Source organism: Acidiphilium iwatense (genome assembly GCF_021556475.1).
GTDB lineage: Bacteria > Pseudomonadota > Alphaproteobacteria > Acetobacterales > Acetobacteraceae > Acidiphilium > Acidiphilium iwatense.
The window spans coordinates 12697-29658 of record NZ_JAKGBZ010000005.1 but is presented as its reverse complement, the minus strand read 5'-3'; the positions used below and the strand labels follow the sequence as shown (position 1 = coordinate 29658).

Here is a 16962-nt window from a genome sequence, read left to right as displayed (position 1 = left end):
GCACCGCGCGCATGCTGGCACGGCTGGCCGCGGTGCTGGCCTGGACGGTTCTGCTCCTGCCGGTGCAATTCGTGCTGATCCGCCTGAAGGGAGCGGCGAAGCAACGCCTGCCGATGATCTACTGGTCGGGCATGGCGCGGCTGCTCGGGGTGCGACTCCGCGTGATGGGTACCCTTGCGTCCGGCAACGGGCGACCGGTTCTGTTCGTCTCGAATCACAGTTCCTGGCTCGATGTGATCGCCCTCGGCGCGGTTCTGCCCGGCTGTTTCGTCGCCAAGGGCGATATCGCCAACTGGCCCGGCATCAATTTTGTAGCCAAGGCGGGGCGAACGGTATTCGTCTCCCGCGCGCGGTCGGGCACGGCGCGCGAGCAGAAAGATCTCGCTTCCCGGCTCGACGCCGGCGACAATCTGATCCTGTTTCCCGAGGGCACGACGTCGGACGGCGCGCGGGTTCTGCCGTTCCGGTCGAGTTTTCTGGCCCTTGCGGAGCGAAACGACGCGCCGATCGTCCAACCGGTGACGATCGTTTACGACCAACTGGACGGGCTGCCGATCTGCCGGCGCAACCGTCCGCTGATCGCCTGGTATGGCGACATGGATATCACCTCGCATTATGCGCGGCTGGGCCGGCATAATTGGCGGGCGACCATCGTGCTCGATCCGCCGGTCGATGCAAGGATCGGGCGAAAAATGCTGAGCGCTACGCTGGAACACGCAATCGCCAGTCGCGCCGCGGCGATCCGGCAGGGCAAAAATTAGGTCCGGTCTGGTGCCTTTGTTTCACGTGAAACAAAGGACAGTTATTATGACTAACTTTTCGTTATGTCAGATTTTTCCCAGATCGCGCGGACCAGATAGATCGGGCGCTGCTTGCTTTCCTCGTAGAGCCGGCCGAGATATTCGCCGATCACGCCGAGCGCCAGCAATTGCACGCCGCCCAGGAACAGCACCGCGACCAGGAGCGACGGATAGCCCTTGACCGGGTTGCCGTAGACCAATTTGTCGAAAATTGTGACGATTGCGTAAATAAAAGCAAAAATTGAGACAGCAAAGCCCAGATAGGATGCCAACCGGAGCGGCACGCTGCTGAACGAGGTGATGCCCTCAAGGGCGAGATTCCAGAGCTTCCAGTAGTTCCAGGTGGTGGCGCCGGCGTGGCGGGGGGCACGCCGATAGGTGATCGTCGCGGTGCGAAAACCCACCCAGGCGAACAGACCTTTCATGAAGCGCCGCCGCTCCGGCAGGCGTTTCAGCGCGTCCAGCGCCGGGCGGGAGATCAGCCGGAAATCGCCGGTATCGGGGGGAATATCGACATGGCTCATCCGGTTCATCACCCGATAAAAGCCGTGCGCGGTGAGGCGCTTCATCGGGCCGTCGCCCTCGCGGGATTCGCGCACCGCGTTGACCACTTCGAAGCCTTCCCGCCATTTGGCGATCAGTTCGGGGATGACTTCCGGCGGGTCCTGCAGATCGGCGTCGAGCGGGATCACCGCCTCGCCGCGCGCGTGGTCGAGCCCGGCGGTGAGTGCGGCCTCCTTGCCGAAATTGCGCGAAAGATCGATCACCCGGACGCGGGAATCGCGCTCGGCGAGGGCGACCAGACGCGCCAGGGTATCGTCCCGGCTGCCGTCGTTGACGCAGACGAGTTCCCAGGATTCCGCCCCGGCGTCGAGCACCGCGCAAAGCCGCTCGTGCAGCTTCGCGATATTCGCGGCCTCGTTATGGAACGGAACGACGATCGAAATGGTCATCGGTGGCGCTGCCTGATTGCGATTATCGTGGGACCAATACCTTGCCAGATCAGGGCGAAAGCACCCAGAAAAAACCCGATCCAAGCATAGACGATGTAGGGTGGCGCAAAGCGGAACCGGACGATGTTGCGGCCAGGACGAAGCTCGACGCTCTGGACGATCTCGTGATGGACCGATACCGGCACGCTCATTCCATTGATCGCGGCGCGCCATCCCGGCATGAACAATTCGCGGCGAACCAGCGATGCATGCGCGGAGCAGGTCGCGATCACGCTATCGCGCCTGGCGTTTTGCAGCGTGCAGGCGGAGCCGCTCGTCGTGTAGAACGGATCCGCTCCTTTGAGACGCCAGATATTCATCAGCCTGTCGGCATAGACTTGCTGGAAATCTCGTGCATCACTACTATTTCCGAAAACCAGTTGGATGGTTTTCCCGGTAACGTCTTGACCAGCATTTGTACTTAGGACCACACCATGATCATGTGTCGGCCAAAGCCAGATCGCCTCCGGGTTGTTACCGCTCACATGCGTTACCGTCACGGTGAACTGCTCGCCAGGCACCAAGTGTATCGCTTTGTTCAGAGTCATTTCAAACGCGCTGTTATCGCCGGAACGGTTAAGATTAGCAGCCGTTTTGCTGCATCCGTTTCGCGTGCAAAGAGAAATTGCCAGTATTCCATCCGCGGTATTATCGTAATTGCCCTGTTCGACACCGATCCGATCGATCACCGGAAAGCGTACAATACTCCGAGGGGCGGCTTCGGTAACGGTCACGGACTGGCCGGCATAGAGCCGCAACGGTATACCGTTTACTGGTTCGCTCGGAAAACTGATTGTCGGGATAAGGTTCGTGCTAGGATCGGTTACGATATAGCGGACACCAAGATATAAGTAGCTCTTTTTAAAAAGCATGATATCATTCGCCGCTACTGGAATCTGCAACGGCGGAAATGGCGCCCAAAAAATAGTGCCGCTCAGTTCAGCAACAGACGGCAAAAGATGCTTTATAACGTAACTCGACCAATTAAGCGGAAGCGGAAGATAGTTATGGTTGATGCTTGAGATTCTGAAATATGCACTATAGTTCGGAGCAATAGGTCCGAGTGTATAAAACCGAGAAAGGCCTAGATTTGTTCGGAGGTAGCGTATCCCTGTCTTGTCGATCTGCCCTGGCTTCAAGCCAGATAGCTGTGGCAACATATACAGACAAATTGTGTTGATAACCAATATAATCGAAAGTGCCCAACGACGCTTTTCGTCGCGCAACGCAGCAACGCTGATTACCCCAAGAACAAGGCCGCTGAGCCCAATCGACAAGGCGAAAATAAGCCATTTGACCATCTGGGCACGATGAACGGAATTCCAATGCCAGAAAGCCGTCCAAGGCCAAACGAGATACACCGCTATGGCCAACAAGAAGAGGGTGATAAACGTTGCCCTGAGAAGGATTACACGAGGGAATATCTCCTGTTCCAGAACACAACAGGCTAGAATGATTGCCGCAATCTCCCAGGAAGGTGCCGCATAACGGAAAAATTCAACATCCTGCATGAAAGGTATGATATTCATAAGTGGCATAATCGGTGGAATGCCGAATGTTTTTCCTGCACAAAGAATAAGCCAAACCAATAACAGGATACGAAGCCTACGGTCGCGACACAGGAATACGCCCAGGCACGAAAAACCCAAAAGGGTTGCGCCGAGGAATCCGCCGACACCGCCGTTAATCGCGACAATCAATTGTCTACCGTACGATGCCGTAAGCGGGCCGAAGACATATGGCAACAAAATTACCGACATGCCCCGTATAGACAGTGAAAGCAGTCCATATTGATGTAACCCAACAACATCGCTCTGGGTTAAAAAATCGAAAAATGCGACCAACTGTGGCGCGGCGATGAGAAGCCCGATCACGCCGCCGCACAGGATGTTACCAACATATTCTATTCTATCGTCCGCCTCGAACAGGCGAAATCCTGCCCAGAGCAGGGCGAACAATCCGTCGATATAAGCCTCTTCTGGAAATCCGCCCAGAATTGAAAAACCAATCCCTGCCGCAATCAGTAGAACAGATTGTCGCCGACAACGCCTGTCTCTTGCGTTTTCGATGCCGAGCAGCAATGTCGGCAGGAAAGCCATGACATTCAGCAACACCTCGCCGGGAGTCCAGGCAAATGTGCCGGAGAATGCATAGAGGAGTGCGCCAGATAAGGCACTCAAGCGGGTGAATTTCAAGCGCCTGAGCAATGCATAGGTAGAGAGACCTGCAATGATTTGCATGGCCCGCTCAAGCCAAAATATTCCATGATGAAAAAACAATAATAAAACAAAAGGAAGGAAAAATGCTGCCGGTTGAATTTCTCCGGCAAGCGGCAGTCCTATCCCGGAATAGGGGTTCCACCATGGAATAATTCCATGCAACCAATCATAGGCGGCTAGATTGCCAAGAGCCTGCGTGGTCCAGCCAGTATTCGGATCATCAAACGGCATTCCCCCTAACAAACCGTGCCGAACGCCAATGACTGCAGAAGAGGTGGACCAAATCGGATCGCTGCTGATGCCTAGAATTAGGGCCGGTATTTGACCAACGAAAGGCGCAATCAGCAAAACAAGTACAGGAAGCCATTGGTAGCGACCAAGAAAGCCGACATGCGCCTCAGATATTTCAGGTGCGTCAGCAGCATTTCTGGCACGAGCCGTTGATGTTTCTGTCAAATCGGTCATAATGACATAGATGCCAAAAGTGACGTGGCGTTGCAAATTTTTGCTTTTTTGAGGCTTGAAGCGGTATTCATCTCTTCATGAATTGAGGAGAGGTTAGGAGTGTCTTGTCGCTGTCTGAGGTTCCCCCGACCGGGCAAATCGCCGTGGTAATTCCCTGCTACCGGGTCCGGGCGCATATCCTTGATGTGATCGAGCGGATCGGTCCTGAGGTGACGGCGATTTATGTCGTCGACGATTGCTGCCCGGAGCAGACGGGGGCGTTTGTCCGCGAGGCATCCCGCGATTCGCGGGTCCGTGTCATCATGCGAACGGTCAATGGTGGCGTCGGTGCGGCAACATTGAGTGGGTATCGCCAAGCCCTCGCCGACGGAATGACGGTGATCGTCAAGATCGATGGCGACGGCCAAATGGACCCAGCGCTCCTACCCATATTCGTCCGACCGATTCTGGAGGGCCGCGCTGACTACACCAAAGGCAACCGCTTCTTCAATCTCGACGATGTTCGAACGATGCCTACCATTCGCCTGTTCGGCAATGCCGTTCTTTCGTTCATGACAAAATTGTCAACGGGCTATTGGACCCTGTTCGATCCGACCAATGGCTATACCGCGATCCATGCCAATGTCCTTCGGCAATTGCCGCTCACTTCGATTTCGACCCGGTATTTCTTCGAATCCGACATGCTGTTTCGCCTCGGCATTCTGAGAGCCTGCGTTCTCGACATTCCGATGACCGCGATCTATGCGGAAGAACAGAGCAATCTGCGAATTCGTGCGGTGCTGTTCGGCTTCCTGAAGGGGCATCTGAGGAATCTCGTGAAACGCATTGTGTACAGCTATTTCGTTCGCGATTTTTCCATCGCCTCGGTCGAACTCGTCGTCGGCCTGCTGCTACTCGGCTTCGGCACGATATTCGGGTTTTCGCACTGGTGGTACAATGCACATCACGACGTGGTGACGACATCGGGCACGGTGATGCTTTCGGCATTGCCAGTGATTCTTGGGTTGCAGATTTTTCTGTCTTTCCTGGGTTTCGACATCGCGGCCGTGCCGCAAACCGCAATTCATCGGCTTCTTGATTCCACGATACGCAGCGGCACGAAAGCGCATGCGGACGTTTCCAAATTGCCTGCCGGATCAGGCAAGCGATGATAAATACGCTGGCATTGCTGGCCTTCACGATCCTGTTGGCGCTCGGCCAGCTTTTATTCAAAAAAGTCGGGCTTGAGCTGCGCGGAATCAGCCTGACCGATGGCATTTTACGCATTCTCGGGCGGCCGGCCATCTATGCCGCCGGGCTGCTCTATTTTATCGCGACTGTACTTTGGATATGGATTTTGTCGAGGGTGCCGTTAAGCCGTGCCTACCCTTATGTCGCAGTTGGCGTCGGGCTCGTGCCTTTCCTGTCGATTTTTGTCTTCGGTGAGCACGTACGACCGTCATTCTGGGTTGGAGTCGTCCTGATCATGGCCGGCATTATCATCACCCAGCTCGGCAATTCCGCCGGGTGATGCGGCGGCGGCGGGGCGGCGCCGATGCCGATGGTTCCGGGCAGGTAGAAGAACGGAAAATACTGGACGGTGTTCGGGCAGATATCGAATCCGGTCTGCTTCGACCATTTGATCGCATTCGCCTGCCGCACACGTTTCTGGGTCAGTGGCCGGGCCGGACCGGACGGAAGTTCGGCCACCGATTCGGCGATGATCGCCAGATTGGCGTTCACCCCGGAGACCGGAAAGGTTCCGTGCCGGATCGAGTCGGGGAAGTGCTCCCGAAACCCGAGAATCTGGCCGTAGAGCAATCCATCCGCGCGGGCGATATGCGCCGGCTCGTCGGCGACCTGTCCCATAGGAGTCAGCAAGGCGAGGCGGATGCCGGTCGGCAGCGCGCAGGCCAGGAAAAGGATTGGCAGCCAGCGCGTGTCGAGAAGCAGTCGCAGGAAACGGCCAGGATACGCGGTGGCGGAACCGGAGACCCGGCGGTGCAAGGACAGATCCATCGGGTGCGACGCATAGCCAAGAAGCCGACGCCGGTCCATGGACCGGATGGCTTGCGCCCCAGGCTGGATTGCTTCGGTGCTTCGCTTCTCGCAATGACGAGTCGGCGTCAGGCGTGAGTCGTAGGCTACGGCGGTTGGTATAAGTGACCCTTCAGCCCGGTCATTGCGAGCCGTTACAGCCGGCGCGACAATCCATTTTGTGGTAGCGTTATGCACGAAAAATGGATTGCTTCCGCCTCGCAAGCTCGGCGTCGCAATGACGGGTGGGGCTGTTTGGTGGCGCTGCTACCGGCGGCGGATGAAAGCCGCCGCCCCGGTTGCCTGCCACGCGATGCCAAAAATGCCGATCCAGAAGGCGATCCAGCCAAATGTCATGTAGGGCGGCTCGAAATCGAAACGGACATGGTTGCGGCCCGGTTCGAGCGCGACGGCCTGGATGATGGCGTGGTGCTTCAGGACCGGCGCCGGAACGCCATCGATCGATGCGCGCCATCCCGGCATGAACAATTCCCGCCGGATCAGGAGCGCGCGGGTCCGGCAGATCGCGGTCACGCTGTCGAGCCGAGCGTTTTGCAACGTGCAGGCGGCGCCGTGCGTCGTGTAGAACGGCTCTGCTCCCTTGAGCCGCCAGATGGTCATGAGCGGGTCGGAATAGACGCGCTTGAAACCGCTATGGCCGGTCGTCCCGAATACGAGCTGGATGGTTCTGCCGGCGAGAGACTGACCGGTGTTCGACGACAAATCCGACTTCTGACCGTGCTTCGGAGGAAGCCAGATCGCCACCGGGTGGTTGCCGCTCTCATGCGTTACCGTAACGGTGAAACGCTCTCCGGGAGCAACATGGATAGGTTTGTCCAGGCCGATCACGAAAGCACTGTCATCGGGAGAATTATGCAGTTTGCCGCTGCCCACGCCACATTGTCCATCGACGCACAGCGTCACGGACAGAGTGCCGTTGGCGGAATTGGCGTAAGTGCCCTGGTTGACGCCCACACGCCCGATCACGGGAATTCGCCTGAGGACGGGCGGCGCGACCGCGGCGATCGTCAGCGACTGGCCGGCCCAGAGCGGCAGCGCAGTGGCGTTGCTGGAATCCGCCGGCATGGCGAAGGAAGGCGGCAAGGAATCGCCCGGCATGGTCAGAAAATAGCGGACGCCGAGATATCGATAGCTGCGTTTGAAGCGCACGACGTCGCGGCTTGCCTGCGGCACCTCGTTGTCGGGAAACGGCGCCCAGAAAATATCACCGCTCGATGTCGATAATTTGGGAAACAGGTGACTCTGGACGAAATCGGCCCAGTTTCGCGCGACCGGCAGATAGTTGTGGTTGATGTCCGGGATTTCGAAATAGGCGCTGTAATTCGGCGGCATCGGGCCCAGCGCGTAGAAGCGCGACAGGCCGAGATGGGTTTTCAGGAAATCGATCGCTGGCCAATCGATCCGTCCCGGCCTGACGCCGGAGAGTTGCGGCAGGGCGAACAGGATGATGGAATTGCCGACCAGGATCAGCCCCGCCAGCCAACGCCGCCTCTCACCCTTCGCCAGAACCCAGATCAGGGCGATGGCGATCATCGAGCCGATCGGCAAAGCGGTGGCGCGGATCAGCCATGTCACCATGATCGCCCGGTCATGCGCATTCCAGTGCCAGGATTGCGCCCAGGGCCAGGCGAGCCCGATCGCCAGCGCGATGACGGCCAGGGTCGCGGCCAACGGGAGAACCAATCTCATCCGTCCCTCGCGCGCGTCTTCCAGGGCGTTTGCCGCGAGGATGATCGCCGCCAGTTCCCAGGCGGGCGCGGAATAGCGGAAAAACATGGTATCCATCATGAACGGCAGCGCGTTCATCAGCACCATGACCGGCGGAAACCCGAAAATCTTACCGGCGGCAAGCACGATCCAGACGGCGAGCATGATCGCGATCGGGCGATCGCGCCGCGAGGCGAGCCCGGCGAAAGCGAAGGCCAGGGTGAGCGCGCCGATATAGCCGCCGATGCTGGACGAGACCGGCAGGAGCCGCGCGCCGCCCAGATCGCCGCCCAGCGGCCCGTAGATATAGGGCAGGATGATGGACGCGAACCCGCGCAGATCGACCGAAAGATTGCCGATGGCGTGGGTCTGGAACACATCGCTCGCCGCGCTGAAATCGGCGAAGGCGACGATGGCGGGGGCGGCGATCAACAATCCCAGAATGCCGCCGAATGCCACCCTCCAGGCGAATGCCGGGCGATCCGGCGACTCGAACAGCCGGACGATCGCCCAGAGCAGCGCCATCAGCCCGTCGATATAGGCGGCCTCGGGAAAACCGGCGAGAATCGAGCCACCGATGCTGAGCGCGACCAGCACCACGGCATGGCGGCGAGAAGCCGAATCCCGCGCATATTCGATGCCGAGCAGCAGCACCGGCAGGAACGGCAGGACGTTGAGGATGGTTTCGCCCGGCACCCAGGCGAATGTGCCGTTGAATTCATAGAGAAGCGCGCCAATCAGCGCGGCGAGCCGGCCGAGTTTCAGGCGCCGGAGCAGGCAGAAGGTCGCGATGCCGGCGAAGATTTGGAGCGCCAGTTCCAGCCAGACGATGCCGCCCCGGAACGCGAGCAGCAGCACGAAGGGCAGGAACAAGGCCGCCGGCTGCATTTCGCCCGCCAGCGGCAGACCGATTCCCGAATAGGGGTTCCACCAGGGCACTCTGCCGTGCAACCAGTCCTGTGCCGCGAGATGGCCGAGCGCCTGATTGGTCCAGCCGACATTGGGATCGCCGAAGGGAGCGCCCGCCAACAGGCCGGGCCCGACGCCGAGCACCACGCCGGACTGGAGCCAGATCGGGTTGGTGCTCAGCTCGAAAATCCATGACGGAACCTGCCCCAGTAGCGCGGCGAGAACGATGACCAGGAACGGCAGCCATGGATAGCGATCGAGCCATTCCGCCGGAGGCGCGGCGCTCAAAACCAACCCTGTTTCAGACATATCCCGCAAATCGGTCTCCCCGTGCCTCGATATCGCGCCGTCGCGGCGGCTCCGGTATGGTGCGCGTGCGACGCAAGGCGCCGAAGCGTTGCGTTCGCGCCACACTTAACCATGAAGCAAGGAATGGTCCATGCCGAAGTCATGTCATCGTCAGGCCAGCGGCGGGGGCCGATGAGGCGGTTCCTCCGGTCGCACTGGATCGCGATCCTGTTCGTCGTCACCGCGCTGCCCACCGGGCTGAGGCTGGCGCTGGTCACGCCGATCGGGCAGGTCGCCGACGAACCGGCGCATATCGCGCGGGCCGGCGCCCTGCTGCATGGCGAACTGCTCGGCCATCGGGTGCCGTTCCGCCCGCCGGGCCGGAACACCGTCATCGTGCCGGCCACGATGGTCGATGCCGGGCTGATCGGCGCCTCGTTCGGCGAAATGAACGAGACCTGCGGCGATCAGACATCGGTGGCGAGCACCGCCGCGCTGCGCTGGGCGAAAGCCCGCAACATCGATATCGATTTCAACACGGTCCAGTATTTTCCGGCGCTGTATCTGCCGGGGACGCTCGGCATCGCGGCCGGGCGGGCGGCGGGGCAGCGCCCGCTCGCCGCCTTGTTCACCGGACGCATTTTCATGCTGCTCGCCTATCTGGCGGTCGCCGTGGCGGCGATCGCGATCGCGCGATTCGGCCGGGGGCTGATCTTCGCCACGCTGTCGCTGCCGATGGCGCTGAGCCTCGGCGCTTCGTTCAACCAGGACGGGCTGCTGATCGCGACCAGCGCGCTGACGGGCGCGCTGCTGACGCTCGACCCCGCGCGATACCGGCGGATACGCTGGCTGGCCCTGCCGGCGTTCACCCTGGTGATCTGTTCGAAGCCGCCCTATGGGCTGCTGCTGTTCGCGGCCCTTGTGCCGCTGGCCGCGCCGCGCCTGGTGCGGCGGGGGTTGACCACGGCGGTATGGGCGCTTCCGCCGCTGCTGTGGGTTGCGGTGATGGCGCACGTGTCGCTGATGCCGTATCTGCGCGGCTCGTATCATCCCGGACCGCTCTGGCCGGGCAATCCGGCGACGATATTCCATACCACCGACCCGCTGGCCAATCTGCGCGTGCTGCTGGCGGAGCCGGCGCGGATCGTCACCATGCCGGTCGGGTTTCTCGTCGCGAACGGGTGGATCATGACGACATCGGCGATCGGCAGCCTCGGCTGGCTTTCGATCGGCCTGTCCAACTGGGCCTATGGCGCGTGGCTCTTCGCGGTCCTGGCCGCCGCGCTCGGGGTGGCTGCCGGGCGAGACGATGGCGGCGTGCGGTGGTTCGCGCGCGATGCCGGCGCGATTCTGATTCTCGTCGCCGCCAGCGTGATCGCGGTGGAACTGGCGATCTATCTGAGCTGGGACGACGTGGGGGCGGCGGCGATTTCCGGCCCGCAAGGGCGGTATTACCTGCTGTTCATCCCGTTTCTGATGCTTGCGATTCCGCGACTCGGCGAGCGGATCGCCGGACGGTTCGGGCCGGGCGCCACGGGGTTCGCCGAAGCGCTGACCGCCCTGCCGGCGATCGTGATCGCGGCAATCGACATGGCGTATCTGCCGGGATTGATGCTGCGCCGGTTCTGCCTTGGATAGTGTGGTTTGCGTTCCGCCCGAGGCTTTGCCACTGAAGGCGCACAATTTCCCGGAGCCGTCATGACCCCGTCGATCGCCGTACTGTTCGCCCTGATGCAGGGCGCCACCGAATTATTCCCCGTCTCCAGCCTGGGCCATGCGGTGATCGTGCCCGCGCTGCTGCACTGGCACGTGGACCAGCACGCGCCGTCCTTCCTGCCTTTCGTGGTGATGCTGCATGTCGGCACCGCGACGGCGCTGCTGCTGTATTTCTGGCGCGACTGGTGGGCGATGCTGATGGGGCTGCTCGGCCGGGGTGAGGCGCGCGCGGTGGATGCGCAGCGCGGGCTGCTGCTGCGGCTGGTGATCGCGACGATTCCCGCCGTGGTGATCGGATTCGCGTTGAAAAAGCCGATCCAGCATCTGTTCGCGACGCCGATGATCGCGGCGGGATTCCTGATCGCCAATGCGATCCTGCTGCTGGGCGGCGAAAGGCTGCGCCGGCGCAAGGTGGGGCGGGATTTCGGGATCGGGCAGCTCACGCTGGGCGATGCGTTCATCATCGGGCTGTTCCAGTGCCTCGCGTTTCTGCCCGGACTGTCGCGTTCGGGAGCGGCGATCGTCGGCGGGCTGACGCGCGGGATCGACCACGAGGCGGCGGCGCGCTTCGCGTTTCTGATGGCGACCCCGGTGATCGCGGGGGCGACGGTGATCGAGGTGCCGAAGCTGATTCATCATCACGCGGCGATGAGCGGGATGCTCGGGCTGTCGGTGCTGGCGGCGGTGGTAGCCGGCGTGGTCGCGTTTCTCTCGACCGCGTTCCTGATGCGCTATTTCCGCGGCCATGACCGCTGGGCGCTGGGACCGTTCGCCGGATATTGCGCGGCGTTCGGGGTGTTGAGCCTCGTTCTGCTGTCGATCGGAGCCTGATGCCGCCGATCCGCCCCGAGGCGAAACGCCTGATGGCGGCGCGGTTTTCCCGCAGCATCGCCCAGGGTGCGCTGGTGGTCGATTTCGCGCTTTATGCGACCAGGCTCGGCTGGAGTGCGGCGTTTCTCGGCGTGGTGTTTGCCGTTGCCGTGCTGTTCACCGTGATGCTGACGGCGGCGATCGGCCCGGCGAGCGACCGGCTCGGGCGCAAGCGGTTCGTTCTGGTCTACGAAGCGATTTCGGCGCTTGCCGCGGTGATCGCGCTGGCGAGCCACGCGACCTGGCCGCTGGCTTTCGCCGCCGTGATCGGTGGATTCGGGCGCGGCGCCAATGGCGCGGCGGGACCGTTCGGTCCCGCCGAACAATCGTGGCTCTCGGGGTTCATCGAGAGGCGCGATTTCGGAGCGGTGCTGTCGTTCAACATCGCGATCGGATTTTTCGGCATGGCGACCGGGGCGGTGCTGGCGGGTGTGGTCGGCGCGCGGCAGGAGCTGTTCCTGCTGCCGCTGGTGGCGGCGCTGATCGCGGCGGCTCTGCTCATCGTCACCCCGGACCCGCCGCGCGGTGCCGTGCCCGCACGGTCGGGCCAAGCCGCGGCGACGCGCGGCGAGAATGGCCTGCTGTGGCGGCTGGCCGGGCTGAACATCCTCAACGGCACGGGAATCGGATTGAGTGGGCCGTTCATGTCCTGGTGGTTCGCGGCCAAGTTCCATGCGACGGCTGGCACGATCGGCCCGGCGCTGGCCGTGGCCTTCGCCGCCGGTGGGATTGCCTCGGTAACCACCGGGGCGCTGACCCGCCGGCTGGGCGTGGTGCGGGCGGTGGTGCTGATGCGCGGCATCGGGCTGGCAAGCCTGTTCGCCTTGCCCTTCGCGCCGAGTTTCGCGACCGCGACCGCGATCTATGCGCTGCGCTCGGCGTTCAATCGCGGCACCGCAGGAGCGCGGCAGGCCGTGGCGCTCGGGCTGGTCGGCGACGAGCGGCGCGGCCTCGCCGCGAGCGTGAACAGTATTTCGGTGATGGTGCCACGCGGCATCGCCCCCGCGCTCGCCGGGGTGTTGTTCGAGTCGGGCGCGCTTGCCGCACCGTTTTTGCTCGCGGGGTTGTTTCAGGGAGCGTATCTGTTTCTCTATCCGCGCGTGTTCGGTGCGCATGATCCGTCGAGGCCGCCATGATCCGTCGATTTTTGCTTGGCCTTTCGCTCGCACTGCCGATCGCGGCCCGTGCCGGGATCAATCTTGCCGCGGTACCGATCGGGCGGACCGATTTGCCGTGGTGGCGCGCGCGATTCGAAACGACGCTGCGCGAGGCGCACGCCGATCCTGACGCAAAGTTAGTATGGCTGGGAGATTCGATCACCCAGTACTGGCAGCGCACCGGACCGGCGCGGTTCGAGGATGTTCTGCCGGTGTGGAACCGCTATTACGGACGGTACAATCCGCTCGATTTCGGGCTGATCGGCGACACCACGGCGAGCGTGATCTGGCGGCTCGATCATGGCGAATTCAATGGGCTGCACCCCAAGCTGGTGATCGTTCTGATCGGGGCGAACAATCTGGGTGCGACGCATTGGGGCGCGCATCTGACCGTGCCGGGGATCGAGGCGGTGGTGAATAATCTGCATCGCCGCGTGCCGGGAGCGAAAATTCTGCTGCTCGGCATTCTGCCATCGATCCGCTCGGCGTGGATTTCGGCGGAGACGGTGAAAATCAACGCCGAGCTTGCGGGTATTTATGCACACAGTCCGGTGGTGACGTTCCGCGATGTCGGCGCCGTGCTGGAGCATGACGGCAAACCCGACGCCTTACTTTATGTCGATCCGAAATTGCATCCGCCGCAGCCGGCACTGCACCCGGACGCGGCGGGGATGCGGCGGATCGCGCATGCGCTGCAGCCGACCGTCGAACGGCTGATGCAATAATAGGTGGTCAATCCATCGCGCTGAGGCGCATCGCCGAATTGACCAGGGCGACATGGGTGAAGGCCTGTGGGAAATTGCCGATCTGGCGCTGCCGCGCGGTGTCGTATTCTTCGGCAAACAGCCCGACGTCGTTGCGCAGCGCGATCAGTTTTTCGAACAGGGTTTCGGCGTCGTGCTTGCGGCCCATGAGCGCGTAATTATCAACCAGCCAGAAACTGCACGCGAGGAACACGCCTTCGGTACCGGAAAGACCATCCTTGCCGGTATCGGTGTCGTAGCGGCGGACAAATCCGTCCTGCAACAGATCGCGTTCGATGGCTGCGACGGTGCCGATGATGCGTGGATCGTCGGGCGGCAGAAATCCCACCACGGCCAGAAGCAACAGGCTGGCATCGAGCGTCCTGGAGCCATAGACCTGGGTGAACGTGTTTCTCGAAACGTCGAATCCCTGGGCGCAGACCTGATCGTGAATGTCCTGACGGATTTTACGCCAGTGCTCCGCCGGTCCGTCATAGCCGAATTCCTCGACCGAACGGATCGCCCGATCGAACGCCACCCAGGCCATCACCTTGGAATGTACAAATTGCTGGCGCCCGCCGCGCACCTCCCAGATGCCTTCGTCCGGCGCGGCCCAGAATTTTTCGAGATCATCAAGGAGATTGCAGCGCAGTTCCCAACTGTTCTGATCGTGCTTCAGGCCACCGCGATGCGCCTGATACAGCGTGTTCATCATTTCGCCGTAGACATCGAGCTGACGCTGCTCGGCGGCGGCATTGCCGACCCTGACGGGCCGTGAATTTTCATAACCACAGAGCCAATCGACCCGCCATTCGGCAAGCCGTCTTTCGCCGGCGATGCCGTACATGATCTGGATGTCGGCGGCGCTGCCGGCGACCGCGCGGTCGAGCCAGTGGCGCCAGGCGCTTGCCTCGTCGCGGTACCCCGCATTCATCAGGGCCTGGAGGGTGAAGCTCGCGTCGCGCAGCCAGCAATAGCGATAGTCCCAGTTGCGTTCGCCGCCGATTTCCTCGGGCAGCGAGCACGTCGCCGCCGCGACGATGCCGCCGGTCTCCCAATGGGTCAGCGCTTTCAGCGTGATCAGCGAGCGCTTCACGATTTCCGCCCAGCGCCCCTTGACCGGCGCTCTCTGAGTCCATTTTTGCCATTTTTGGGTCGCGAGTTCGACGCTGTGCGCTGGATCGAACGATTTCGGCACATGACGGTGCGAGGGCAGCCATTCCAGCGCGAAGGCGACGGTTTGGTCGGCTTCGACGGTGAACCGTGCTTCGGTGTGCTGGTTCTGCCCTTCGAGCGGCACGTCGGACCACACGACCGCCATGTCCGGCCCGGCGATCGCCACGATCCCCTCATGGCCTGGCATACGGCGCACCCAGGGCACCACCCGGCCGAAGCCGAAGCGGAAAACGAGTTCCAGCCGCATCTCGACGCTGCCGGAAAGCCCGGTGACCAGACGCACCATGCGCGTGGTATCGTGCGGATGCGGCACCATGCAATCGGTCAGGCGCACGGCACCTGTATCGGTATGCATGTCGGTCTCCAGCACCAGCGTATCGTCGCGGTAACGGCGGCTGGTTTCTTTGATCGGGTCGGCCGGGGCGATCAGCCAGCGGCCATTGTCGCGGGTTCCCAGCAGCGCCGCGAAACAGGCGTCGGAATCGAATCTCGGCAGGCACAGCCAATCGATCGAACCATCCTTACCGACCAGAGCCGTGGTCTGCCGGTCGCCGATCAGCGCGTAATCCTCGATCCGAAGAGCCATCCGTCATTATCCTTCAATTAAGTCAGGAGCGGGCATCACGCGCGGCGAGCCGCTCCACGATATCCCTGACGATCTCGATGGGCGACGCGTCCACCTTCACCACGATCGCGTTCTCGCCCTCGCCGGGCAGTTCCAGTGTGGCAAACTGGCTGTCGAGCAGTTTCGCCGGCATGAAATGCCCGTGACGATTTGCGATGCGATCGGCCAGCAGATCGCGATCGCCGTCGAGATGAATCAGGGTCACATCGTCTGATCCGCCACGCACAAAATCGCGATAGCATCGTGTCAGAAGAGAACTGACAATGACGCCACCCGATCCGGCATCCCGCCAGCCGCGCAGTTCCAGCGCGATGCGGTGCAGCCAGGGCATCCGGTCGTTATCGTCGAGCGGCTTGCCTTCGTGCATCTTCCGTCGGTTCGATGCGGGATGCAGATCGTCGCCATCGCGGAACGGCACGCCGAGCACGCCGGCAAGCATCGCTCCGATCGTGCTTTTGCCCGAGGCGGAAACCCCCATCACGGCGAGCAGCGGTTTGTGCGCAAGGTGCTGCAGACGCAGTGCGCGCAAAGTCGCGATCATGGTGGAGACACCGAGCTTCGCGAAAACGTCACCCTCGAAACAGCGTGTGCTGCCATCGTCATAGCCGATGATCGCGCAATCGCAGCCGGCGGTGAACAGCCCGGTTTCGACCACGCCGGCAATCGATTTCAAAGCCCGATCGAGCGCCACCGCATCGATCCGTCCTGGAAGCACACAGTCGGCGATGACATTGCCGTTGTCGGAGATGAAGGCCTTGCCATTCGCCTGTTTGCGCGGTTCGGCAAGCAAGCCCAGTTCGCCGATGCGTGCGAGGGTTCGCGCGACCGCGAAATTCACGATTTCGACAGGCAGTTTCGAGCGCTCACCCAGGCGCGAGACCAGCTTACCCTGATCGGCGATGACGACGAAGCGGTGGGAGGATTCGGCGATCTGCTTTTCGCGCAACAGCGCGCCGCCCAATCCCTTGATGAGGTGCAGGCTGCCGAATTCGACCTCGTCGGCGCCATCGACCGCAAGGTCAAGCACGCCATCGAGTGCTGTCACCTTGATGCCGAGTTCGGCGGCGCGGCGCTCGGTTGTCACTGATGTCGCCACGCAGGCGTGATCGATGTTTTCGGTTTTTACCCGCTCCGCCAAGGCATCGAGAAAATGCGCGATGGTCGAGCCGGTGCCGAGTCCGAGCCGCATTCCGGGTTCGACCAGTTTCGCCGCCTCGCGCGCGGCCGCGCGTTTTTGATCGTCCTGTGTGGTCATGCG

At 61.7% G+C, this 16962-nt stretch carries 12 protein-coding genes and 1 pseudogene; 7 read left to right on the top strand and 6 right to left on the bottom strand.

Going from position 1 to position 16962, the window contains the following annotated elements:
- The first annotated feature begins 11 nt into the window (after positions 1-11).
- On the top strand, positions 12-761 hold the full coding sequence (locus L2A60_RS03955; RefSeq protein ID WP_235703070.1) for a lysophospholipid acyltransferase family protein: 750 nt from the start codon (positions 12-14) through the stop codon (positions 759-761).
- Positions 762-811: 50 nt separating this feature from the next.
- Here L2A60_RS03955 and L2A60_RS03950 read toward each other — a convergent pair whose 3' ends face one another.
- Together L2A60_RS03950 and L2A60_RS03945 are read right to left on the bottom strand one after the other, a co-directional pair.
- Complete coding sequence (locus tag L2A60_RS03950; protein WP_235703069.1) at positions 812-1753, bottom strand: glycosyltransferase family 2 protein; 942 nt, start codon at positions 1751-1753, stop codon at positions 812-814.
- Positions 1750-4476, bottom strand: a complete 2727-nt coding sequence (locus L2A60_RS03945) for a hypothetical protein (protein ID WP_235703068.1) — start codon at positions 4474-4476, stop codon at positions 1750-1752. Before L2A60_RS03945 ends, L2A60_RS03950 begins: the two co-directional genes overlap by 4 nt.
- 104 nt (positions 4477-4580) lie before the next feature.
- Between L2A60_RS03945 and L2A60_RS03940 the strand changes: the two genes are divergently transcribed.
- Together L2A60_RS03940 and L2A60_RS03935 are read left to right on the top strand one after the other, a co-directional pair.
- Positions 4581-5627, top strand: a complete 1047-nt coding sequence (locus L2A60_RS03940) for a glycosyltransferase family 2 protein (RefSeq protein ID WP_235703067.1) — start codon at positions 4581-4583, stop codon at positions 5625-5627.
- A pseudogene (locus L2A60_RS03935) lies at positions 5624-5902 on the top strand (EamA family transporter); the annotation flags it as partial. The gene L2A60_RS03940 and the pseudogene L2A60_RS03935, both read left to right, overlap by 4 nt.
- Here the strand turns inward: L2A60_RS03935 and L2A60_RS03930 are convergent.
- Positions 5845-6474, bottom strand: a complete 630-nt coding sequence (locus L2A60_RS03930) for a DUF2142 domain-containing protein (protein WP_268920127.1) — start codon at positions 6472-6474, stop codon at positions 5845-5847. The pseudogene L2A60_RS03935 and the gene L2A60_RS03930 overlap by 58 nt on opposite strands.
- A gap of 285 nt (positions 6475-6759) precedes the next feature.
- The gene (locus L2A60_RS03925; RefSeq protein ID WP_235703066.1) at positions 6760-9438 is read right to left on the bottom strand and encodes a hypothetical protein; all 2679 of its coding nucleotides are present in this window, start codon (positions 9436-9438) and stop codon (positions 6760-6762) included.
- 171 nt (positions 9439-9609) lie between these two features.
- Between L2A60_RS03925 and L2A60_RS03920 the strand changes: the two genes are divergently transcribed.
- The 4 genes from L2A60_RS03920 to L2A60_RS03905 are packed head-to-tail and all read left to right on the top strand — an operon-like array spanning position 9610 to position 13885.
- The gene (locus L2A60_RS03920) at positions 9610-11055 is read left to right on the top strand and encodes a DUF2142 domain-containing protein (RefSeq protein WP_235703065.1); all 1446 of its coding nucleotides are present in this window, start codon (positions 9610-9612) and stop codon (positions 11053-11055) included.
- A 60-nt stretch (positions 11056-11115) separates the two neighbouring features.
- Positions 11116-11964 (top strand): undecaprenyl-diphosphate phosphatase, encoded by an 849-nt coding sequence (locus tag L2A60_RS03915; protein WP_235703064.1) that lies wholly within the window; start codon positions 11116-11118, stop codon positions 11962-11964.
- Complete coding sequence (locus L2A60_RS03910) at positions 11964-13139, top strand: MFS transporter (protein WP_235703063.1); 1176 nt, start codon at positions 11964-11966, stop codon at positions 13137-13139. The genes L2A60_RS03915 and L2A60_RS03910 overlap by 1 nt, the downstream gene beginning before the upstream one ends.
- The gene (locus tag L2A60_RS03905; protein WP_235703062.1) at positions 13136-13885 is read left to right on the top strand and encodes a GDSL-type esterase/lipase family protein; all 750 of its coding nucleotides are present in this window, start codon (positions 13136-13138) and stop codon (positions 13883-13885) included. The genes L2A60_RS03910 and L2A60_RS03905 overlap by 4 nt, the downstream gene beginning before the upstream one ends.
- Before the next feature lie 7 nt (positions 13886-13892).
- Here L2A60_RS03905 and L2A60_RS03900 read toward each other — a convergent pair whose 3' ends face one another.
- Both L2A60_RS03900 and rpiA read right to left on the bottom strand, forming a co-directional pair.
- Positions 13893-15665 (bottom strand): glycoside hydrolase family 15 protein, encoded by a 1773-nt coding sequence (locus tag L2A60_RS03900; protein WP_235703061.1) that lies wholly within the window; start codon positions 15663-15665, stop codon positions 13893-13895.
- A gap of 22 nt (positions 15666-15687) precedes the next feature.
- A complete protein-coding gene (gene rpiA, locus L2A60_RS03895; protein ID WP_235703060.1) occupies positions 15688-16959 on the bottom strand; it encodes a ribose 5-phosphate isomerase A in 1272 nt (423 codons plus the stop codon).
- Positions 16960-16962 lie beyond the last annotated feature (3 nt).